The sequence below is a fragment of the Cellulomonas timonensis genome (assembly GCF_900046455.1).
Taxonomy (GTDB): domain Bacteria; phylum Actinomycetota; class Actinomycetes; order Actinomycetales; family Cellulomonadaceae; genus Cellulomonas_A; species Cellulomonas_A timonensis.
The window spans coordinates 242,763-263,701 of record NZ_FCOT01000010.1 but is presented as its reverse complement, the minus strand read 5'-3'; the positions used below and the strand labels follow the sequence as shown (position 1 = coordinate 263,701).

At 70.2% G+C, this 20,939-nt stretch carries 18 protein-coding genes; 11 read left to right on the top strand and 7 right to left on the bottom strand.

Features of this window, described 5'->3' with window-relative positions; all coding sequences use genetic code 11:
* Positions 1-5 precede the first annotated feature (5 nt).
* Both BN3788_RS04845 and purE read left to right on the top strand, forming a co-directional pair.
* Positions 6-1,187: a 5-(carboxyamino)imidazole ribonucleotide synthase gene (locus BN3788_RS04845; RefSeq protein WP_066582680.1), complete on the top strand. Its 1,182-nt coding sequence runs from the start codon at positions 6-8 to the stop codon at positions 1,185-1,187.
* A 1-nt stretch (position 1,188) separates the two neighbouring features.
* The gene (gene purE / locus BN3788_RS04840; protein WP_066582679.1) at positions 1,189-1,734 is read left to right on the top strand and encodes a 5-(carboxyamino)imidazole ribonucleotide mutase; all 546 of its coding nucleotides are present in this window, start codon (positions 1,189-1,191) and stop codon (positions 1,732-1,734) included.
* Between the two features lie 58 nt (positions 1,735-1,792).
* Here purE and BN3788_RS04835 read toward each other — a convergent pair whose 3' ends face one another.
* From BN3788_RS04835 to BN3788_RS04815, 5 genes are all read right to left on the bottom strand, one after another.
* The gene (locus tag BN3788_RS04835) at positions 1,793-2,722 is read right to left on the bottom strand and encodes an LCP family protein (RefSeq protein ID WP_066582678.1); all 930 of its coding nucleotides are present in this window, start codon (positions 2,720-2,722) and stop codon (positions 1,793-1,795) included.
* Between the two features lie 497 nt (positions 2,723-3,219).
* Positions 3,220-4,518: an LCP family protein gene (locus BN3788_RS04830; RefSeq protein WP_234346482.1), complete on the bottom strand. Its 1,299-nt coding sequence runs from the start codon at positions 4,516-4,518 to the stop codon at positions 3,220-3,222.
* Between the two features lie 73 nt (positions 4,519-4,591).
* Positions 4,592-5,587 carry a dTDP-glucose 4,6-dehydratase gene (gene rfbB, locus BN3788_RS04825; RefSeq protein ID WP_066582677.1) on the bottom strand — a complete coding sequence of 332 codons (996 nt, stop codon included), beginning with the start codon at positions 5,585-5,587 and terminating at the stop codon, positions 4,592-4,594.
* 37 nt (positions 5,588-5,624) lie between these two features.
* The gene (locus BN3788_RS04820) at positions 5,625-6,728 is read right to left on the bottom strand and encodes a glycosyltransferase family 2 protein (RefSeq protein ID WP_066582676.1); all 1,104 of its coding nucleotides are present in this window, start codon (positions 6,726-6,728) and stop codon (positions 5,625-5,627) included.
* Positions 6,725-7,816 carry a glycosyltransferase family 4 protein gene (locus BN3788_RS04815; protein WP_066582675.1) on the bottom strand — a complete coding sequence of 364 codons (1,092 nt, stop codon included), beginning with the start codon at positions 7,814-7,816 and terminating at the stop codon, positions 6,725-6,727. Before BN3788_RS04815 ends, BN3788_RS04820 begins: the two co-directional genes overlap by 4 nt.
* 138 nt (positions 7,817-7,954) lie before the next feature.
* Between BN3788_RS04815 and BN3788_RS04810 the strand changes: the two genes are divergently transcribed.
* From BN3788_RS04810 to BN3788_RS04795, 4 genes are read left to right on the top strand one after another with little or no spacing between them, the layout of a single operon-like run.
* Positions 7,955-8,857 (top strand): ABC transporter permease, encoded by a 903-nt coding sequence (locus BN3788_RS04810; RefSeq protein WP_159066852.1) that lies wholly within the window; start codon positions 7,955-7,957, stop codon positions 8,855-8,857.
* Positions 8,854-10,062, top strand: a complete 1,209-nt coding sequence (locus tag BN3788_RS04805) for an ABC transporter ATP-binding protein (RefSeq protein ID WP_199824734.1) — start codon at positions 8,854-8,856, stop codon at positions 10,060-10,062. The genes BN3788_RS04810 and BN3788_RS04805 overlap by 4 nt, the downstream gene beginning before the upstream one ends.
* Positions 10,055-11,101 carry a class I SAM-dependent methyltransferase gene (locus BN3788_RS04800; protein ID WP_066582673.1) on the top strand — a complete coding sequence of 349 codons (1,047 nt, stop codon included), beginning with the start codon at positions 10,055-10,057 and terminating at the stop codon, positions 11,099-11,101. The genes BN3788_RS04805 and BN3788_RS04800 overlap by 8 nt, the downstream gene beginning before the upstream one ends.
* A 34-nt stretch (positions 11,102-11,135) precedes the next feature.
* Complete coding sequence (locus tag BN3788_RS04795) at positions 11,136-13,613, top strand: glycosyltransferase (RefSeq protein WP_066582672.1); 2,478 nt, start codon at positions 11,136-11,138, stop codon at positions 13,611-13,613.
* Between the two features lie 103 nt (positions 13,614-13,716).
* Here the strand turns inward: BN3788_RS04795 and BN3788_RS04790 are convergent, their stop codons facing one another.
* Together BN3788_RS04790 and BN3788_RS04785 are read right to left on the bottom strand one after the other, a co-directional pair.
* Positions 13,717-14,118, bottom strand: a complete 402-nt coding sequence (locus tag BN3788_RS04790; RefSeq protein ID WP_066582671.1) for a DUF2304 domain-containing protein — start codon at positions 14,116-14,118, stop codon at positions 13,717-13,719.
* Positions 14,115-14,858: a glycosyltransferase family 2 protein gene (locus BN3788_RS04785; RefSeq protein ID WP_234346480.1), complete on the bottom strand. Its 744-nt coding sequence runs from the start codon at positions 14,856-14,858 to the stop codon at positions 14,115-14,117. The genes BN3788_RS04790 and BN3788_RS04785 overlap by 4 nt, the downstream gene beginning before the upstream one ends.
* Positions 14,859-15,055: 197 nt before the next feature.
* Between BN3788_RS04785 and BN3788_RS04780 the strand changes: the two genes are divergently transcribed.
* The 5 genes from BN3788_RS04780 to BN3788_RS04760 are packed head-to-tail and all read left to right on the top strand — an operon-like array spanning position 15,056 to position 20,693.
* Positions 15,056-16,150 carry a DegT/DnrJ/EryC1/StrS family aminotransferase gene (locus BN3788_RS04780; protein WP_147525056.1) on the top strand — a complete coding sequence of 365 codons (1,095 nt, stop codon included), beginning with the start codon at positions 15,056-15,058 and terminating at the stop codon, positions 16,148-16,150.
* Positions 16,151-16,152: 2 nt separating this feature from the next.
* On the top strand, positions 16,153-17,112 hold the full coding sequence (locus BN3788_RS04775; protein ID WP_234346479.1) for a glycosyltransferase family 2 protein: 960 nt from the start codon (positions 16,153-16,155) through the stop codon (positions 17,110-17,112).
* Complete coding sequence (locus BN3788_RS04770) at positions 17,099-17,521, top strand: GtrA family protein (protein WP_147525055.1); 423 nt, start codon at positions 17,099-17,101, stop codon at positions 17,519-17,521. The genes BN3788_RS04775 and BN3788_RS04770 overlap by 14 nt, the downstream gene beginning before the upstream one ends.
* Complete coding sequence (locus BN3788_RS20045; protein ID WP_066582667.1) at positions 17,518-18,468, top strand: WxcM-like domain-containing protein; 951 nt, start codon at positions 17,518-17,520, stop codon at positions 18,466-18,468. The genes BN3788_RS04770 and BN3788_RS20045 overlap by 4 nt, the downstream gene beginning before the upstream one ends.
* Positions 18,465-20,693 carry a hypothetical protein gene (locus BN3788_RS04760; protein ID WP_066582666.1) on the top strand — a complete coding sequence of 743 codons (2,229 nt, stop codon included), beginning with the start codon at positions 18,465-18,467 and terminating at the stop codon, positions 20,691-20,693. The genes BN3788_RS20045 and BN3788_RS04760 overlap by 4 nt, the downstream gene beginning before the upstream one ends.
* The last annotated feature ends 246 nt before the right edge of the window (positions 20,694-20,939 follow it).

Sequence of the window (20,939 nt, the reverse complement as noted above, 5' to 3'; positions counted from 1 at the left end):
GCGTCGTGGCAGCAGCAGTGGTGGCAGTGGTCGGGGGCGGGCAGCTCGCCCGCATGATGACGCCCGCGGCGACCGCGCTCGGGCTGCGGCTGAGGGTCCTCGTCGAAGACGCGGAGTCGTCGGCGGCCCAGGTGGTGGTGGACGCGCCGGTGGGCGCGGCGAACGACCCGGCGGCCGTGGACGCGCTCGTGTCGGGCGCGCAGGTGCTGACGTTCGAGCACGAGCATGTGCCCAACGCCCTGCTCGAGAAGCTCGTCGCCCGAGGCATCGCCGTGCACCCGGGGCCGGACGCACTGGTGCACGCCCAGGACAAGCAGGTCATGCGCGAGCGGCTGGCTGCCCTCGGGGTGCCGTGCCCGCGCTGGGCGCCCGTGGCCGTGGCCGCGGACCTGGACGCGTTCCTCGGCCAGAACGGCGGCTCCGCCGTCGTCAAGACGGTGCGTGGCGGCTATGACGGCAAGGGCGTGCGCGTGGTGCGGTCGAGCGGCGAGGCCGCCGACTGGCTCGCGGCGGCGCAGAGCGGCATGGGCGTCCCGCTCATCGCCGAGGAGATGGTCCCGTTCAGCCGTGAGCTGGCCGTGCTGGTCGCCCGCACCCCGTCCGGCGAGGTGCGCGCCTGGCCCGTCGTCGAGTCCGTCCAGGAGGACGGCGTCTGCGCCGAGGTCATCGCCCCCGCGCCCGGGCTGCACCCCGAGACCGCGCGCGCGGCGCAGGAGCTCGCTGTCCGCGTCGCCGAGGGCCTGGGAGTCACCGGCGTGCTGGCCGTCGAGCTGTTCGAGGTTCCGGGCGCCACGCCCGACGAGCCCCCGCACGTGCTCGTCAACGAGCTGGCGATGCGCCCGCACAACTCCGGCCACTGGACGATCGACGGCGCGGTGACCAGCCAGTTCGAGCAGCACCTGCGGGCGGTGCTTGACCTGCCGCTCGGCGACACGTCGCCCCGGGCGCCGTGGACCGTGATGGTCAACGTGCTCGGCTCCACGCGCGAGGAGCTCACCGACGCCCTGGGGCCCGTGGCCCGCCTGGACCCGGCCGTGAAGGTCCACCTGTACGGCAAGGACGTGCGCCCGGGCCGCAAGCTCGGCCACGTGAACATCTCCGGCGACGACCTCGACGACCTGCGGGCCCGGGCCCGTGCCGCCGCCGCGCTGCTGCGCGGCGACTCCCTGGACCAGAAGGAGATCTGAGATGAGCGCGCAGCCGACGGTGGGCATCGTCATGGGCTCGGACTCCGACTGGCCGGTGATGCAGGCAGCGGCCGACGCGCTCGCCGAGTTCGACGTGCCGGTCGAGGTGGACGTGGTCTCCGCGCACCGGCAGCCCGAGAAGATGATCGACTACGGGCGCACCGCCGCCGCGCGCGGGCTCCGCGTCATCATCGCCGGCGCCGGGGGAGCGGCCCACCTGCCCGGGATGCTCGCGTCGGTGACGACGCTCCCGGTGATCGGCGTGCCGGTCCCGCTCGCGCACCTCGACGGCCTCGACTCGCTGCTGTCCATCGTGCAGATGCCCGCCGGGGTGCCCGTGGCCACGGTCTCCGTCGGCGGCGCCCGTAACGCCGGGCTGCTGGCGGTGCGCATCCTCGCATCGGGCTCCGACGACGAGGCGGCTCGGCTCGCGGCGGCCATGGCCGTGTTCCAGGACGGGCTGCGCGCGCAGGCGGACGCGAAGGGCGAGCGGCTGCGCGCGACATCTGGCACGGGCCAACGCAAGCCCATCGGCTTCGGCGCCTGACCTCTCGCTGACCACGCCTGATCCGACGGCCCGCGAGGGCTGAGTCGGGCCCGTTGCCTCAGCCGGTGGGCGCGCCGCCGGTCGGGCCCGCCGGCCACGTGCCCGCGCCGATCGCCGCGAAGAACCCCGGGGTCTGGTCCGGGTCCAGTCGCACCGTCGAGCCGACGTTGCCCGGCCGGTAGTCCAAGCTGATGATCGGCGGCGTGCCGGTGATCCCGCCCTCGCCCTTGGCGTTGCGGAAGGCGAGCGCGAGGCCGCCCAGGTCGAGGATGCCCGTGCCCTCGCTCACGGTCAGAGCGCCCGTGCCCGCGGTCAGCAGATCGACCTGCCGCCCTGGCTGGAAGACCAGCCCGGGGTTCTCGACCTTGCTGGACAGGGCGCCGATGAGCTGCTGCTGGCGCTCGGCGCGCCCGATGTCGCCCGTCGGGTCCGCCTTGCGCATCCTGGCGAAGGCCAGCGCCTCCACACCGCCGACCTCACGGCAGCCGGGGGTCCACACCATGCCGCTGTCCGCGTCGTCCACCGTCAGGTCCGAGCACAGCTCGACGCCGCCCACGGCATCCACTACCTGCTCGATGCCGCCGAACCCGACCTCGACGTAGTGGTCGACCGTGAGCCCGGTGAGTTGCTCCACGGTCTGCACCAGCAGCGGCGCGCCGCCCCAGGAGAACGCGGCGTTCAGCTTCGACGGGTCGTGGCCGGGGATCTCGACATAGGTGTCGCGCGGGAGGCTGATCAGCGCCGTCGGCCCGCTGTCGGGGACGTGCAGCAGCATGATCGTGTCGGTGCGGGCGCCCTGGGTCTCGGTGTCTTCGATGGCGCCGTCCGCACGCGAGTCCGACCCGGCGAGCAGGTAGGTCGTGCCAGGGGTGCCCGCGGCGCCGGACAGCGCGTCGACGTGGTCGATCTTGCCGTTGGCCCACATCAGCAGGCCGATGGGCCAGGCGAGCATCAGGACCAGCACGATCGCGACGCCGAGCAGGATCATCTTGCGGCGGGGTGCGCGGATCCGCGTGGGCGTCGTGGTCGCGGGCGGACGAGTGCCACCCGCTGCGGAGTCCCGGGTGCGACCGCCGACGGCGGGCCGTTCTGGTGAGGTGGGGGGTCGCTTCGCCGCGGGGTCGGCTGGACGGCCGGCGACGCGGACGGGTGGGGCGGACGCCGGCGCAGCGCCGGAGCCGGTGCGTGCCGTGGCGGGGGTGATCGTCGGCGGGCGCCTGGCGCCCGCGGCAGGCGCTGGGGGGCGTGGCGGCGGCGGAGGCGTGGGCCGGCCCACCCGCGTGGCAGGCGGCGGCGTCGCCGGTCGCGAGCCCGTCGGGCGGGCGGGGCCGGAGTCCGGCTTGCGGTCGGATCCGGGCGCGAAACTGGGCGGGGCAGCCGGGTCCTGCGGCGGCGGCCGGCGGCCGGCAGCGGGCTTCGCAGTCCCGCCCGGGCGCGCGCGAGAGCCCCGCGGTGGCGTGCTGCTGTCGCCGGCCATGTCCGTGATCAGCCGCAGGTGGACGTGACGTCGTTCGCCGAGAAGGCTTCCTTGCCCGCCTTCTTCGTCTGGACGGGTTCGGGGGCCGGGGGCGCAGCGGCATCAGTTGTGGCCGGGGCGGGCTGCTCCGGCGTGCCGCCGGCCGCCGGGTCGTTCCCCGTGCTGGTTCCCGCGTCGGTGGACTGGTCGACCGCTGGGTCGGCGGGGGCCTCGTCGACGCTCAGCATCGGTCGGTCGTTCGCGATGTTGTCCCAGATCGCGTCAGCCTCAGACGTCCACACGACCCGGTTCGGGTCACTCGGGGCAGCTGCCCACGGGATCGTGGTGAAGGTGATGTTGCTGGTGGAGATGCTGCGCAGGCTGAACGCGAGCCCTGCGAGGTTGGCGGGCCGCGCGACGTTCGGGCTCGCGGTGACCGACTCGGTCGCCGCGTCGAGGAAGCGGACCAGGCCCGTGACATCGGTGAGCAGGTTCTTCTCGAAGATCGTCTTGGCCATCGCCGAGAGGAACTCCTGCTGCCGCCCCAACCGCCCGGTGTCGGAGCCGTCGCCGAGGCCCACGCCCTTGCGCGCGCGGGCGAAGGCGAGCGCGGTGCTGCCGTCGAGGGTCTGCTGCCCGGCGGAGAGGTCCAGGCCTGCGTCAGAGGAGCGCATGACGGTGGGGATGCACATGTCGATGCCGCCGAGGGCGCCCACCATCTTGATGAAGCCCACGAAGTCGATCACGGCGAAGTCGGTGAGCGGGACGCCCGTCGTGGCCATGACGGTCTTCATCGCGCACGCTGCGGCGGAGGCCATGTCGCCACCGCGGTCCGCGCCGATCGCGAAGGCCTCGTTGAACATCGCGTTCCGGCGGGCGGAGCTGGTCGACCCGTCGGGCATCGTGCACGAGGGGATGTCCACCAGGGAGTCGCGGGGGATCGACACGAGCTCGACCCGCGACCGGTCGGCCGAGATGTGCATGACGATCGTGGTGTCGGAGCGCATCCCCGCGGCGTCGCCGCCGATCACCGCGTTCTCGCCGTCGCGCTGGTCCGAGCCCAGCAGCAGGATGTTCATGGCCTGCCCGGCGTTCGGATCGCTCGGATCGGTGCTCGTCGGCACGGGCACGTCGCCCAGCAGGTCCGTGACGTCGACCGCGTCGATGTTGCCCTCCATCTTGCCGAGGGCGGTGGCCATGCTGGTCGCGCCGAAGGCGAGCACCGCCGTCATGACGAGGCCGACGCCGCGCAGCACATGGTGCGTGCGCGGGCGCCGCGAGTGGCGGGCGGCCCGTGGGCGCGAAGAGGCTGCGTGGCGGATGGTCACCGGAGGAGCATATGAGGCGCGCGGCGCTCCCGTGGGGGAGCGCCGCGCGCCTCACGTAAGAGATCTGTGGAGATCAGCGGCCGAGCTGGGCGTACTTCGCCTCCGTGGCGTCCTTCTGGGGGCGCCACCAGGCCTCGTTCGCCTTGTACCAGTCGATCGTCGCGGCGAGCCCATCGCGGAAGTTCTCGTAGCGGGGCGTCCAGCCCAGCTCCTCGCGCAGCAGCGTCGAGTCGATCGCGTAGCGCATGTCATGACCCGGCCGGTCGCTCACCAGGTCGTAGGCGTCGCGGCTCTGGCCGGTCAGCTCGAGGATCAGCTCGACGACGTTCTTGTTGTTCTCCTCGCCGTCGGCCCCGATGAGGTACGTCTCGCCGATGCGGCCCTTCTCGAGGATGGCCCACACCGCGGAGTTGTGGTCCTCGACGTGGATCCAGTCGCGCACGTTCTCACCCGTGCCGTAGAGCTTGGGGCGCACGCCGTCGACGACGTTCGTGATCTGGCGCGGGATGAACTTCTCGACGTGCTGGTACGGCCCGTAGTTGTTCGAGCAGTTCGACAGCGTCGCCTCGACCCCGAACGAGCGGACCCACGCGCGCACGAGCAGGTCGCTCGCCGCCTTCGTGGAGGAGTACGGGCTGGACGGGTTGTACGGCGTCTCCGGCGTGAACTTCGCCGGGTCGTCGAGCTCCAGGTCGCCGTAGACCTCGTCCGTCGAGATGTGGTGCAGGCGGGTGGAGTGCCGGCGCACCGCCTCGAGGATCGTGTACGTGCCGATCACATTCGTCTGCACGAAGGGCCACGGGTTCGACAGCGAGTTGTCGTTGTGCGACTCGGCCGCGAAGTGGACGACCGCGTCGGCGTCCTTGACCAGCGCGTCCATCAGGTCCGCGTCGGCGATGTCGCCCTTGACGAACTCGACCTTGTCCGCGACAGGGGCGAGGCTCAGCTCGTCGCCCGCGTACGTCAGGGCGTCGAGCACCGTGACCTGGACCTCGGGGCGCTCGCGCACCGTCTGGTGCACGAAGTTCGAGCCGATGAAGCCGGCTCCGCCGGTGACGAGCAGGCGCATGGTGTCAGACCTCCAGGGACGGATGAGTGCGGCGAGTCTATCGGGATGGGGTGTCGGTCCCGCCCTCTCGGCGGAAGCCGCCGGTCGCCTTCGCGGGCGGCGCGGCCAGCAGGCGCTCGACCTGCGCGCGAGCGGTCCGCGCCGAACGGGTCAGGCGACGGCGCTTGCCGAGCATGCGGGGGAGGAGCCGGGTGAACGAGCCGATCACCCGCAACCGGGTGCGCACCATCGGCCACGGCTGACGCCGCCGGAGCGCGATCGACGCCGTGGTCACCAGGTACCGGAGCACCGCGCGCGTCGCCATCGCGGCCGTCGCGTTCTTGACCAGCATCAGCAGCCGGTTGCGACCGTCGTGGAACCGGAAGAGCTCGCTGCCCTCACCCGTCGACGCGGCGTGCTCATGGTGGACCACCGCGGCCGCACAGTGCCGGACCTGGTAGCCCGCCAGCCGCAGGCGCCAGGACAGGTCGGTGTCCTCGTAGTAGAGGAAGAAGTCCTCGTCGAACGTTCCGACGTCACGGAGTGCGGACGTGCGCAGGATCGCCGCGGCCCCGCAGAACCCGAACACGTCCTCCGGCGGGTGGTGGGCCGCCGCGTCGGCGAGCCAGCCCCGGTCCATGCCGAAACCGTCCGTCCGCACCACGTTCCCGGTGGAGTTGACCAGGGTGACGGACCCCGTGGCATCGGGGACGTAGGCGCCGTCTGGGCCGTCGACCACGTCGGCGTCATCCGCCGTCGCCAGCCGGAACCTCTGTGCGAGCAGCACCGTCGCGGTGAGGCAGGCGACCTCGTCCGGGGCGTCGTCCATCGCCCGCACGAGCGTCGCGACGAAGTCAGGCTCCGGCACCGCGTCGTTGTTCAGCAGGATCACGTATGGGGACGTGGCGGTGTCGAGCACGAGGTTGTTGCCCCCGGCGAAGCCCAGGTTCGTCGGAGACGCGACAAGCCTCGCCCCGGGGTGGCGCGCGGCGACGAGGTCAGGCGTGCCGTCGGTCGACGCGTTGTCGACGACGACCACGTCCATCGTGAGCCCGCCCAGCTCCTGCCGCTCCAACGCGTCCAGGCAGCGGTCGACCAGGTCGATGCCGTTGTAGGTCACCGTCACGACGGTGACGTCGGCGCCCACCGTCTGCCTGGTCATGCGGTGTACACGTCGAGGGTGCGCTCGGCGCACCTCGCCCAGGTCAGCTCACGGGCCCACGCCTGCCGGGCGGCGCGGGCCGCGGTGTCATCCGGGCCGTCGAGCGCGGAGCCCAGCGCGTGGGCGAGCGCCTCGGCGTCGTCCGGGGGCGCCGCGACCGCATGCGGGCCGGCGACCTCGTGGAGCACCGGCAGATCCGAGACGACGACGGGCCGTCCCGCGGCGAGGGCCTCGAGGACGGGGAGCCCGAAGCCCTCGTCGGTCGACGGGAGCACCAGCGCCCGGCTCGCCGCGACGAGGCCCCGGAGATCAGCGTCGTCGAGCCAGCCGGTCAGGTGGACGCCCGCGCGGCCCTGGAGCGACTGCTCGCGTCCTGCCGGCCCTGCCAGGACCAGGTCGGGCGTGCCCGGGACGGTGTCGCGCAGGATCGCGTGCGCCTCGAGGAGCCGCGGCAGGTTCTTGCGAGGGTCGAGCGAGCCGACGAAGACCACGTAGTCGTCAGGCAGGTCATGTGCGCGCAGCCACACGGACGCGGCAGGCGGCGCGTCGAACCAGGCGTCCTCGACGCCTAGCCGCACCGCGACCACCTGCGCATGCGGCAAGGAGTAGTGCTCGCGGACCGCCGCCGCGACGACCTCGGTGGGGGTGAGCACCTGGGCGCCGCGGCCCAGGGCCCGGGGGACGAGCTCGCGGTAGAGCAGGCTCGCCGCGCTGACTGTCTCGGCGTGCAGGGCATAGGTCAGGTCGTGGATCGTCACGACCTCGCGGGCGGACCGGGTCGGGGGCGAGACGAAGTTGGTGCCGTGGAACACATCGGTCGGCCCGACGAGCAACTCGATCGGGGGGAACTGGGTGCGGCGCCAGCACTCCCGCAGCATGCGGGCGGGCACGCGCGGCCCGACCTGCGTGACATCGCCCGGGAGGTCGGCCAGGCGCGCGCCGCGCGCCGTCCAGGTCGTGACCCGCACATCGGCGGCCAGGCCACGGCGGGACGCCGCCGCCGGCAGCTCCCGCACCAGGTTCTCCACGTACCTCCCGATCCCGGTGCGGGGGCCGAGCAATGGGGTCGCGTCGAGCGTGATCAGCACCGCTGCATGCTCTCATGCGCGGCATGGACGATGATGTTGTCGAGACTGCACCGCCACGGCGTTGGCGGCACCACACGCGACAGCGCGCTGGGCGCCCGTTTTGCCGTAAGTCGACCGTCCCGTCCGGACAGTCGCCTCGTGTATCGTCTGCGACGCCACCGGCCCGATCAGCGGGCCCGGTCGAAACAAGAACGGAACCCGCTGTTGGGCCTCTTGACCGACACTCGCGAGGTTTATAAGTCCCGCGAGCTGCTCCATAACTTGACGCTCCGCGAGCTCCGGGGCAAATACAAGGGGACGGCCCTTGGCTGGGCCTGGTCATTGATCAACCCCTTGGCCACCACTGCGATCTTCACGATCGTGTTCTCGACCGTGATGAGGGTCAACCCGCCCGTCGGCGTCAACGGCCTGCACAACTACTCCCTGTTCCTGCTGTGCGGCCTCCTCACCTGGAACTTCATGGCGGGCGCCTTCCAGACGGGCATGGGATCGCTAGTCGCCAACGGCAATCTCATTAAGAAGACCTATTTCCCGCGCCGGCTCCTGGTGATCTCGAACGTGGCTGCGGCATTCGTGTCGTATGCGATCGAGATGCTCGTGCTGATCGTGATCTTCCTCGCGTTCCGGGTGAACGTGCTCCCGTATGTGCCCGTGATCTTCCTGGTCATGGTGCTCCTCGGGGTGTTCGCGCTCGCGCTCGCGCTCATGCTGTCGGTCGTCAACGTCTATTTCCGCGACATCGCGCACTTCGTCACGCTGTTCATGCAGCTTTGGTTCTACGCGACTCCGATCATTTACCCGATCACGCTGATCGAGGACGTCCGCGGCTCCGGGAGCTGGGCTGACAAGCTGCATCTTGTCGACATTTATCAGTTGAATCCGATGGTGGGCTTCGTCGAGTCGATCCGCGACATGATGTATGCGGGCCATCTCCCCGACTGGAAGCCCATCGCCTACTGTCTCGTCGTCACAGTCATCCTCCTGTGGATCGGGAACCGGGTCTTCGGGCGCATGGAGAAAAGGCTGGCTGAGGAACTGTGAACAATCCTGTCATCACCGTCGACAACGTCGCGAAGCGCTTTCGGATCTACCACGAGCGGAACCAGTCGATCAAGGTCGCGCTCATGCGTGGCCGGCGTGCCAAGTTCGATGAGTTCTGGGCGCTGCAGGACATCGACTTGGAGATCCCCGAGGGCAAGACCTTCGGCCTCGTGGGGCACAACGGCTCGGGCAAGAGCACGCTCCTGAAGTGCCTGGCGAAGATCCTCGTCCCGGACCGCGGGGACATCGCCGTGCGCGGCAAGGTCTCCGCGCTGCTCGAGCTGGGCGCGGGTTTCCACCCCGAGCTCTCGGGCCGCGACAACGTGTACCTCAACGGCTCGATCCTGGGGCTGACGAAGGCGGAGATCGACCGGAAGTTCGACGACATCGTCGACTTCGCCGGCCTCTCGGCCTTCATCGACACCCCGGTCAAGAACTACTCGTCGGGCATGTACGTGCGGCTGGGGTTCTCCGTGGCGATCAACGTCGACCCGGACATCCTCATGGTGGACGAGGTGCTGGCCGTCGGCGACGAGGAGTTCCAGCGCCGCAGCATGGAGAAGTTCAAGGAGTTCAAGGACGACGGGCGCACGATCGTCGTCGTCAGCCACGCCCTGGGCACCATGCGCGACCTGTGCGATGAGGTGGCGTGGCTCGACCACGGCCGCCTGCAGTCGGTCGGCAAGCCCGGTGAGGTCGTCGACGACTACATCGAGACCTCGCACACGGACCGCGACGAGGAGGCCGCCAAGGAAGGGCGCCTGCGTCACGGCTCGGGAGAGATCCGCCTCGAGGACGTCGAGCTCCTCGTCGACGGCGTGCCCACGACCACGGTGCACACCGGAGACGACGTGACGTTCCGGCTGCGGTACGAGGCCTCGAGCGACGTCGACGACGCGGTCTTCGGCCTGGCCATCGCCACGCTCTCCGGACAGAACGTCACCGGGCCCAACACGAAGGACGGCGGTCTGCGGATCGACGTGCGGCGTGGGGCCGGCCAGGTGGATCTGCGTGTTCCCCGCATCATGCTGTTGGCGGGGACCTACGACGTGACGGTCGCGTCTACCGACTCGACGCTCACGCACACCTTCGACCACCAGAAGAACCTCTTCCGGTTCGATGTGCTTGCAGGGCAGCCGACCGACCGGTTCGGCATCGTGAGTCTTGGGGGGACCTGGCAGAGCAACGGAGTGCAACATGGCTGAGCCGACGTACCGATCCCCCGAGGCGCTTGGGCTGCCTTTCGACCAGTACCAGCGCTACGCCACAGCGGCGCGCGCCGTCGAGGGCCTCGGCGGCTGGACCGGCCGGCGCGTGCTCGACGTCGGAGGCGCGCCTGGCTTCCTCGAGCTGTTCTTCGATGACGCGCAGGTGGCGGTGATCGACCGGTTCGGCACGCACGGCGGCAACTTCGTCGTGGCGGATGGCGCGCACCTGCCGTTCGACGACGACGCCTTCGACATCGTGATCTCGCTCGACACCCTGGAGCACATCCCCGCCGAGTTCCGCGCGGCGTTCCTCTCCGAGTGCCGCCGGGTCGCCCAGGACTTCGTCGTCCTGAGCGCGCCACACGACACCGAGGGCGTCGCGTTGGCCGAGAACGCGTTGCAGGCGTTCGTGACGGCGCGGTTCGGCGAGGTCTTCGGCACATTGCAGGAGCACATCGACAACGGGCTGCCGAAGATCGAGGACACGCTCGCCGCGTTCAGCGGCGACGGGTGGAACGCGGTCCGGCTCCCCAGCGGCTACCTGCCCCGGTGGCTGCTCGGCATGGTCTTCCACCATGAGCTGCTGGCGTCGGGCCTGCCCGCGCTGCCGGAGCTGCACCGGTTCTACAACGAGCGACAGTCGCTCAACGACAACGCCGACCCGTCCTACCGGCAGGTCGTCGTGGCGTCCGGCCGTCGTAGCCTCGACGAGCTCGAGGCGCTCATCGACTCGCTGCGCAGCCCGGCCACGTCGCCCGACTCCGACGCGACACTGGCGGCGATCGGTGGCACGGTGCTGAGCGCGCGGCTGTCCGGAACCGGGCAGATGGCCGAACTGCAGCACAAGGTCTCGCGGCTCGAGGCGGAGCTGGCGGCGGCTCGATCCGAGACGCACAACCGGGACATCGAGCTGGCGCAGCTCCGCGCCCGGCTTGTGGTCGCGCAGGGGAAGGCGGAGGCCAGCAGGTACAGCCTGGAGCGGGTCGCGAGCGCGGCGGCCCGACGGCTCCGTAGGCCGGATGGGGGACAGCAGTGACCGATGGGGGACAGCAGTGAGCAAGGACTTCGCAATGGGCACGGTTTCAGTCGTCGTCGTGAACTACCGCGGTGCTGAGGACACCATCGCGTGCCTCAAGGCGTTCGCGGACATCGACTGGCCGGCCGACAAGCTCGAGCTCGTCGTCGTCGACAACGCGAGCGGCGGCACAGACGTCAAGCAGATCAAGCAGGCCGTCCCGCACGCGCGGGTGATCGAGTCGAAGAAGAACCTCGGCTTCGCCGGCGGCTGCAACCTGGGCGTGGAGAAGGCGACGGGGGAGTTCGTCGCGTTCATCAACAACGACGCGCGCCCTGACCGCGCGTTCCTCTCGGCCGCGATCCCCGAGCTCGAGTCCAACCTCGACGTCGGAGCCGTCGCCACGAAGGTCCTCGACTGGGAGGGCAAGACGATCGACTTCGTCGCCGCGGGGATGTCCTGGTACGGCCAGGCGTTCAAGCTGGGTGTGGGCGAGAAGCCGGCCGACGGGCCCGAGGCCCGGCGCGACATCCTCTTCGGCACGGGCTCCTCGCTCATCCTCCGCAAGGAGGTCTTCGAGAAGGTCGGCGGCTTCGACGACGACTACTTCATGTTCTTCGAGGACGTCGACCTCGGCTGGCGCCTGTGGGTGCTCGGCTACCGGGTCCGCTACGTCCCGCAGTCGATCTCGTACCACCGCCATCACGCCTCGATGTCGTCGATCGGCAGCTGGCGCGAGAAGTACCTGCTCGAGCGCAATGCGCTCTACACGATCTACAAGAATTACGGCGAGGAGAACCTCTCGAGGTTCCTCCCCGGCGCCATCGCGCTCGCCATCCGCCGCGGGGTGGTGCTCGGCGGCGACGACCCCACGCAGCTGGACCTGGCCCACGGGCACGACCCGCTGGAAGGCCCCACCGCCGAGGTGTCCCGCACCGTGCTGGCGTCCACCTACGCCGTCGACGAGTTCGTGCGCAACCTGCCGGCGATGCGGGCGAAGCGTGACGTGCTGCAGGCGGCCCGGCGCCGCACCGACACCGAGATCGTGCGCCTCTTCGGTGAGCCGATGCGCCCCAACATCCCCGACGCGGGCTTCGTCGACGCCTATCAGGCAGTCGTGGACGCGTTCGACGTCGCCACCCCCTTCGGCGGCCGTCGTCGCATCCTGGTCGCCACAGGCGACACCGTCTCGAAGCGCATGGCCGGACCCGCCATCCGGGCGTGGCAGATCGCGAGCGCGCTCTCCAAGGAGCACGACGTCCAGCTGGTCACGACCGGGACCTGCGACCTCACGAGCCCCGACTTCACGATCAAGCACGTCAACGGCCGCGATCTTGTCCAGTTGGAGAAGTGGGCGGACGTGATCGTGTTCCAGGGCTTCCTGATGCACGAGCACCCGGTGCTCAAGAACAGCGACAAGATCGTCGTCGTCGACATCTACGACCCGTTCCACCTCGAGCAGCTCGAGCAGGCGCGCGACCTGGGAGAGAAGGCCCGCCGCGAGGTCGTGCGGTCCTCGACGGCCGTGCTCAACGAGCAGATCTTGCGCGGCGACTACTTCATGTGCGCAGCCGAGAAGCAGCGCGACTTCTGGCTCGGCCAGATGGCGGCGCTCGGACGGGTCAACCCGGCTGTCTACGACGAGGACGAGACGCTGAACTCGCTCATCAGCATCGTCCCGTTCGGTGTGGGCGACGAGCCGCCCGTGGCCACGAGGCCGATGGTCAAGGGCGTCATCCCCGGCATCGGCAAGGACGACAAGGTCATCCTCTGGGGCGGTGGGATCTACAACTGGTTCGACCCGCTGACGCTCATCCGCGCGATCGACGTCGTCAAGGAGACGGTGCCGGAGGTCCGGCTCCTGTTCATGGGGGTCAAGCACCCGAACCCTGCCGTGCCGGAGATGCGGATGGCGGTCCAGGCCAAGGACCTCGCCCGGGAGCTGGGACTGCTCGGGACGCATGTCATCTTCAACCACGAGTGGGTGGCGTACGAGGAGCGGCAGAACTTCCTGCTCGAGTCGGACATCGGCGTGAGCACGCACCTCGACCACGTCGAGACGGCGTTCTCCTTCCGCACGCGCATCCTCGACTACCTGTGGGCGTCATTGCCCATCGTCTGCACCGACGGGGACTCGCTGGCGGCCCTCGTGTCCTCGCGCAACCTGGGGCGTGTCGTCCCCGCCGGTGACGTCGACGCCCTTGCCGAGTCCCTGACCGAGGTGCTCACCAAGCCGGAGCTCGCCGCGGAAATTCGGGCGAACATCGAGGACGTGGCTCCGGAGTACCGCTGGAGCGAGGCGCTCCGCCCGCTGGTCGAGTTCTGCCGCAATCCGCGGCGGGCGCCCGACCTCGTCGACCCGGAGTCGGCGAAGGCCCTCGGAACCCCGGTCTCGGTGGTGCCCCCGCGGTGGGGCGGGCTGCGCGGGGACGCCGCGCTCGTGCGGGAGTACTTGCAGGACGGCGGAGTGGTCAACGTCGTGAGCAAGGCGGGCGGCCGGGTCAAGCGCCTGGTGCTTCCGCCGCGGGCGTGACAACCCGCTCGTAGATCGAGATCGAGGCCCTGACCGGGAATCCGGTCAGGGCCTCGTGTCGTGGTGGCGGCGGGCTCCCGCGGGACCCGCCTGGCTCAGGGGCTCAGGACAGCCGTGAGCCGCTGCTGTCGTCCTCGTGGGCGGCGGTCGACGGCAGTGCGGTGTCCGAGCGGACATCCTCCACGTCGAGCCGGAGGAGCGCGACCTCCTCGGCGAGCGTCCGCACCTCCTCCTCCAGCGTCGACAGCTCCACGCTGTACTGCACGGAGATGAGCAGCAGCACGAGCATGGCGGCGAAGAAGAGCAGGTTGACCGGCGCCTCGAAGCCGAGCTGCGAGGCCGTCCAGGTGAGCAGGCTCGGCACGAGGCCGACGACGCCGGTGATGATGGCGATGACGATCCAGATCGCCGCGTACTTCTCCCTGATGCGCCGACTGCGCATCAGGAGCAGGATCACGAAGAGCGTGACGCCGGCAAGCGCCAGCGATGCGATGTACCCGGTCATGCGTCCTCCGCCAGACGGGCGCCTGTGGCCGGACGGCTCAGGGCGATGAGAAGTGCGAGCACAGCCCGCAGGAGGAACAGGCTCGCGCGCACCGGGTTGTGGGAGGGGCTCCCGCCCGCCCGGGCGCGCATCTCGACCGGGATCTGGCGGACGCGGAGCTTCGCGCGGGCCGCGATGACCAGTGACTCGATGGTGTCCCCGAGATATTCCGCGGGATAGCTCGGCGCGAAGAGCGCGATCGCCCGGGGGCCGGCGGCCTTGAACCCCGAGGTGCTGTCGGTAAGCTGGGTGCCGGTGACCCGGGAGAGCACCCACGACAGGCCGCGCATGGCCCACCGGCGGGGCCCACGGGCTGTGTAGTTCCCCCGACCGGCGAACCGGGCCCCGATGACCAGGTCGGCGTCCTCCTGTGTGAGGAGGTCCACCAGCCGGGGCACGTCGCGCGGGTCGTGCTGTCCGTCGGCGTCCAACTGGACGACCACGTCGTAGCCGTGGCGTTGCGCGTACTTGAAGCCGGCACGCATCGCGCCGCCCACCCCCAGGTTGATGGGAAGGTCGAGGACGGGGACGCCGCAGCGTCGCGCGACCTCGGAGGTGCGGTCCGTCGAGCCGTCGTTGACGACGAGGATGTCCACATTCGCGACCGTCTCGTCGACCTCGGCCAGCACGCCCGGGAGAGCGTCCTGCTCATTCCATGCGGGGATGACGACGAGGACACGGCGTGGGAGCGGGACAGTCACGCCCATAGGGTACCGGCGCCCCCGTGACGCGATTCTCGGCGGCGTTCACGCAGGTGTGGGGCGCCGGCGGCACGGACGATTCGCAGCCCTTCCCACCCAACCCGCTAGAATCGGCCCGCTCGTCGGGCGACGGGTCGCAGGACCTTGCGGGGTGCCGGATCCAGCCGGCGGCGCGGCGCTAGAGGATTGAGGTTGCGGTGCAGCAGTGGGTTCCCATGAACGACCTGTCCAGGGCTATCAACGAGCAGCGGGCTGCCCTGGAGGGCGCCTGGTCTCGGGTGCTCGACTCCAGCTATGTGGTGATGGGGCCTGAGCACGCCGCCTTCGAGGCGGAGCTGGCGGCGCTGGTGGGAGCCACTGACGCGGTGGCGGTCGCCTCCGGCACGGACGCTCTGGAGCTGATGCTCCGCGCCACAATGCCGGGTGGCCGCGATGTGGTCGTCACCGCCGCCAACTGCGGGGGGTACACCACCACGGCGGCTCGGCGCGGGGGGTTCACGGTGCGGTACGTCGACGTCGACGCTCAGACGCACCTCGTCGACCCCGACGCCCTCCTCAAGGTCCTGGACGAGCGCGTGGGAGTCGTGGTCGTGACGCACCTGTACGGGCGCGCGGCCGACGTCGCCGCCGTGCGGGCTGTGTGCGAGCCGCGTGGGATCCGTGTGGTCGAGGACTGCGCGCAGGCGATCGGCGCCCGCACGGACGAGGGACCGGTGGGCTCGCGGGCCGACGCCGCGGCCTTCAGCTTCTACCCGACGAAGAACCTCGGCGCGCTCGGCGACGGGGGAGCGGTGACGACCTCGTCCGAGGAGATCGCCGCGAGGCTGCGCGCGCTGCGCCAGTACGGCTGGGACGCCAAGTACCGCATCGGCGTCGACGGTGGCCGCAACTCGCGGCTGGACGAGGCGCAGGCTGCGGTGCTGCGCACGCGCATGCCCCTCCTGAGCGCACAGAACGAGGCCAGGCGCGGCATCATCCAGCGATACGCCGCAGTCGGTGCGAGCGGCGTCCGGGTCCTCCCCGCCGAGGGCGCCGGGCACGTCGGGCACCTCGCGGTGGTCGTCGCGGACGATCGCGCGAGGCTCCGCGAGCACCTGGAGAGCCACCTCATCAGGACGGACGTGCACTACCCCGTCCCGGACCACCTGCAGGACGCCTTCCGCGATGAGTACGCCGACGTCTCCCTCCCGGTGACAGCGTCGCTGGCCGACAGGATCCTCACGCTCCCCTGCTTCGCGGAGATGACGCCGGACGAGGTCGACCGCGTCTGTGGCGCATTGGCGAGCTACTGACCGTGTCCTCCACCGAAGACATCAAGTACTCGGTCGTCGTCCCGGTCTACGGGAACGAGGGCACTGTCGAGAGCGTCACCCGGCGGCTCGAGGAGATCTCCCTCCAGCTGGACGGCCGGCTCGAGGTGGTGTTCGTCATCGACAGCTCGCCTGATCGGTCGGCGTTGGTCCTCGAGAAGGTGCTCCCCGCATCGACGATCGACTCACAGCTGATCTACCACTCGCGGAACTTCGGGTCGTTCGCCGCGATCCGCACCGGCCTGGCAGCCGCCCGCGGTGAGTTCATCGGGGTGATGGCGGCGGATCTGCAGGAGCCGCCGGAGCTCATGCTGACCTTCTTCGAGACGCTGGACACGGGCGAGTTCGATGTGGTCGTCGGCCGGCGCGAGTCACGTGAGGACCCCGCGCTCTCGTCGTTCATGTCGCGGAGCTTCTGGAACCTCTACCGCAAGCTGATCGAGCCCGAGATCCCTCGAGGCGGCGTCGACGTGTTCGGCTGCACCCGGGATGTCGCCCGACAGCTGCTCGCGCTCGACGAGTCGCACTCGAGCCTGGTGGGGCTGCTGTACTGGGTGGGGTACCGCAGGGCCGAGGCGCCCTACTCGCGCTCGAAGCGCGAGCACGGGAAGAGCGGGTGGACGATGCACCGGCGGATCCGCTACCTGCTGGACTCGGTGTTCTCCTTCACGGACCTGCCCATCTCGGTCCTCACCGGCATCGGCGCCGGGGGGATGGTGCTGACGATCCTCGCGAGCGTCATCGTCTTCGTCGGATGGGCGGCAGACCGGATCGCCGTCAGCGGCTACGCGCCGCTGATGCTGACCATCTTGCTGTCGACCTTCACGCTCCTGTACGGCCTGGGGGTGGTGGGCTCGTACGTCTGGCGCACCTATGAGAACAGCAAGCGGCGGCCGTCCTCCATCGTGATGAGCAACAAGGTCTTCGCACGTGCGCTCGACTGAGATGCGGGCGCTGCTGGGATCCGCGTTGCGGTTCGGCGTGGTGGGCGGCGCCAACACGCTGGTGACCGGTGTGCTGTTGTCGCTCCTCTCCCTCGTCATCGCCCCGGGGTTGGCCTACACCGTGGTGTTCGCCCTCGGAATCCTGTTCTCGACGTTCATGGCCGGGCGTTTCGTCTACCGCGTCGAGATGGCGCGCGCGCAGATCCTGCAATATGTGGCCATGTACATCGGCGTCTACGTCGTGGGCCTGGGGGTCCTCGCTGTCGCCGTCGGCCAGGGCTTGCCACCGGGATACTCGGGGCTTGTCGTGCTGGTCACCGCGCCCTTGACCTTCCTGGGCGGGCTTCTGATCGTTCGACGGACGGCGCCTGGACAGGCGGTCCGACAGCAAGAGGGGATGACGTCGTGACCGACTTCTTCGTGCATGAGCTGGGTGTCTGCGAGACGGCGAGCGTCGGGCGCGGTACTCGGGTGTGGGCTTTCGCCCACGTCCTCGCGGGGGCTGTGATCGGCGCCGACTGCAACATCTGCGACCACGTGTTCATCGAGAACGACGTCGTCGTCGGCGATCGCGTCACGATCAAGAGCGGTGTCCAGCTGTGGGACGGCATCCGGCTCGCGGACGACGTGTTCGTCGGGCCCAACGTGACGTTCACCAACGACCGGTTCCCCCGCAGCAGGCAGTACCCCGAGTCGTTCCCGACGACGCGCATCGACCAGGGGGCGTCGCTGGGGGGCGGGGCCGTCATCCTTCCCGGAATCCACGTGGGACGAGGCGCGATGGTGGGCGCGGGGGCTGTGGTGACAAAGGACGTCCCGGCGAACGCCGTGGTGGTGGGGAACCCGGCGCGCATCATCGGCTACGGGCCCAGTGCCGAGGCGCCCCGTGCCGCCCAGGTCCCGGCCATGCCCCAGAGCCTGATAGCCGGGGCTGCGACGGTCGCTCTGCGACGTGCCGACGACCTGCGGGGCTCCCTCGTCTCCACCGAGCTGGACGACGAGCTCCCGTTCCGGCCCGCGCGCTACTTCACTGTCTTCGACGTGCCCACCCGCGACGTGCGGGGGGCGCATGCCCATCGCAAGTGCGAGCAGTTCCTCGTCAGTTTGAGCGGATCGGTCACCTGCGTGGTCGATGACGGCGTCCAGCGCCAGGAGGTCGTCCTCGACCGGCCGGACCTCGGCCTGTACATGCCGGCGATGGTGTGGGGGACCCAGTACCGATACAGCGCCAACGCGGTGCTCGGGGTCTTCGCCTCGCTGCCGTATGACTCAGACGACTACATCCGCGACTACGAGACCTTCCTCGAGGCGCGAGGATTGACCCCCACGCGGCAGAGCGCCGACCAGCCCTCATGATCCTGCGCTGGGACGCGATGCGGCGCAGCAGGCTCGGTCGAGCGCTGACCGGGGCACGCGCCCGTGAGGTCGCCTTGGTCGCCGCCGTGCTCGTGGTGTTGGAACTGCTGATGTTCTGGCACTACTTCACCGGCAACGTGGTCCCGGCGCCGGATGACTTCATCGGGTCGTACAACAACGAGCCGCTTGCCTGGTGGCGCGACGGCTCGCTGCTGAGCCCAGCTCAATGGATGCCGTACTCGTGGGGCGGCTTCCCCGCGGCGATCTCGATCCAGAACGGCTCGTGGTACCTGCCGATTGGCATCTTCGCCGCGATCACCCCCTACTCCATCCACGCTGCCGCGGCACTGCAGGCGCTGCACGTCGCCTTCGGCGCGCTCGGGGTGTACGTCCTCGGCCGGCGTTGGGGGCTCGCGCGCTCCGCGACGATGTTCGGCCTGGTGACCTACTTCTTCGCTGCCAGCTTCTACACGAACGCCCTGCACCCGGACATCGTCCGAGGAGCCGCGTGGGCGCCGTGGGTGATCGCAGTCCTGTCGCCGACCTGGGCCTGGAAGCGCTGGTGGGGGATCCCGGTTGCTGCCGTGGTGATCTGGCAGGCGTTGGCGGGGAGCTACCCCGGAGTCATCGTCGCGGGAGCCTACTGCGGGATCGCCTGGGTGGTGACCGCGCAGATCGTGCGCCGGCCGAGGATTCGGGACTTCCTGCTCCCGTTGTGTGTGGCGGGCCTGGGAGCCCTCCTGCTGTCGGCGCCGAAGTACCTGACGGCGATCGGCCTGCGGGGCACGGGATCGCCGACAGGGGTGGACGAGTCGATCTTCGACTGGCGCATGGTCGGCACCACGATTTTCCCCTACGACCTCGTCGGGTTGCCGAACGACCCCTCGATGCGGGCGTTCTTCCTGCCGGCGGCGTGCTGGGCGGCGCTCGCCCTCGTGCGCTGGCGCGACCCGCTCGTACGGGTCTGCGCCGTGGCCGGCGGAGTGGTGCTGGCCCTCGGCATGCCGTTCATGCCGTGGTACTCGGCGCTCGAGGCCCTTCCCGGGCTCGACCTCAGCCGATTCCGCATGGCCGACTTCCGCGTCTACCTCCTGCTCGTCGTGGTGGTCGCTGCCATGGCGGGGATCTCCCGCGCGCTCGCGCGGGCCCGCGCGGAGGAGCCCTCGCGTCGCCGCTGGGCGCATCCCTGGGGGAGCGCCGCGCTGCTGGGGATGGTGCTGCTCGCCCTGGCCGTCGCCGAGCGCGCCAACTACCAGGTCGCACGCTGGGTCGAGCCGTGGACGCTGCTCGCCGCCTCGGCCGCCGTCGTGGCGTTGCTGGGCGGGTTCGGCCGGGCCCGATGGCACGCCAACCGCGGGGACCTGCGCCGATGGGTCGCGGTGCTGACAGTCCTGGGGGCGCTGTCGGGAATCTCCTGGGCGTATGCGATCACCGCGTCATGGCGCACCGAGCGGGCCGCCCTCGAGACAGCGGTCTGGGGTGAGACGTCCGACGAGCTGATCGAGGATGGCGCCGAGCTCGAGCTCTCCTCGACGCAGCGACCCGCACGCATCGCTCTCGATGAGCTTCCGGTCTCGGCTGGGGCGGTCAACTGGAACTCGTCCTTCTACCACCGCCAGGACGCAGTGGGAGGGTACGTCAACCTCAAGGGCCAGCCGGCTTTCGAAGCGGCCCTCGCGGCGCTCGCCAATCCGGACACCGCCGAGGAGACGACCGCGCTGTACGAGGCGCCCGGGCTGGGCATCGAGGTGGGCGCGGACGATGAGCTCCCGGCGCCGTCTGCCGTCGAGGAGTGCGCGGACTCTGGGGCCTGCGGCGAAGGGCTCGTCATCCTGCCGGACGCCTACGACGTGGGGGATCTCAGCTACCGGGTCACTGCGGCATCGAGCACGTCAGTGCTGTTCAACGAGGCGTATTACCCGGGGTGGTCCATCGAGGCATGTGAGGTCGGCGCCAGCGCGGACAACTGCCGGGTAGTGGAGCCTCGGATGGGCGCCGCTGGGCTCGTCCTCACAGATCTTCCGGCTGGCGACTGGATCGTCGATCTCGAGTATGCGACGCCTCACCAAAGCGCTGCCGGCGCCGCGTTCCTCACGGGGACGGTCCTGCTCATGGGAGCCTCGGTGACGATGGTGGTCATGGCACGACGCCGGCGATCCGCATCGGACCCTGCAGAGCCGTCCGACCACGAGATGACGCTCGACGAGCCAGTCCGAGCGGTGTAGCCCACTGCCTCAACGGGCGTGAAAGCGAGGCCTCCGGGTCGTCGAGCAGGAGATGCCCTCCTTCTCGCGCGGGCGGAGGCCTCGCGTGCCTGCGCGCTCACGTACTGGCTCCTGCCTGGCGCGGGCGCTCCCCTTGCCACACGCTGCGTGGTCCCCACGTCGCCCAAGCTCGGGCTGTGTGGTCGACAGCAGCCACCTCCGCCCCCAGATCGCCGGCCCCGGCTGGTCAGCTGCGAGCTCCCGGTC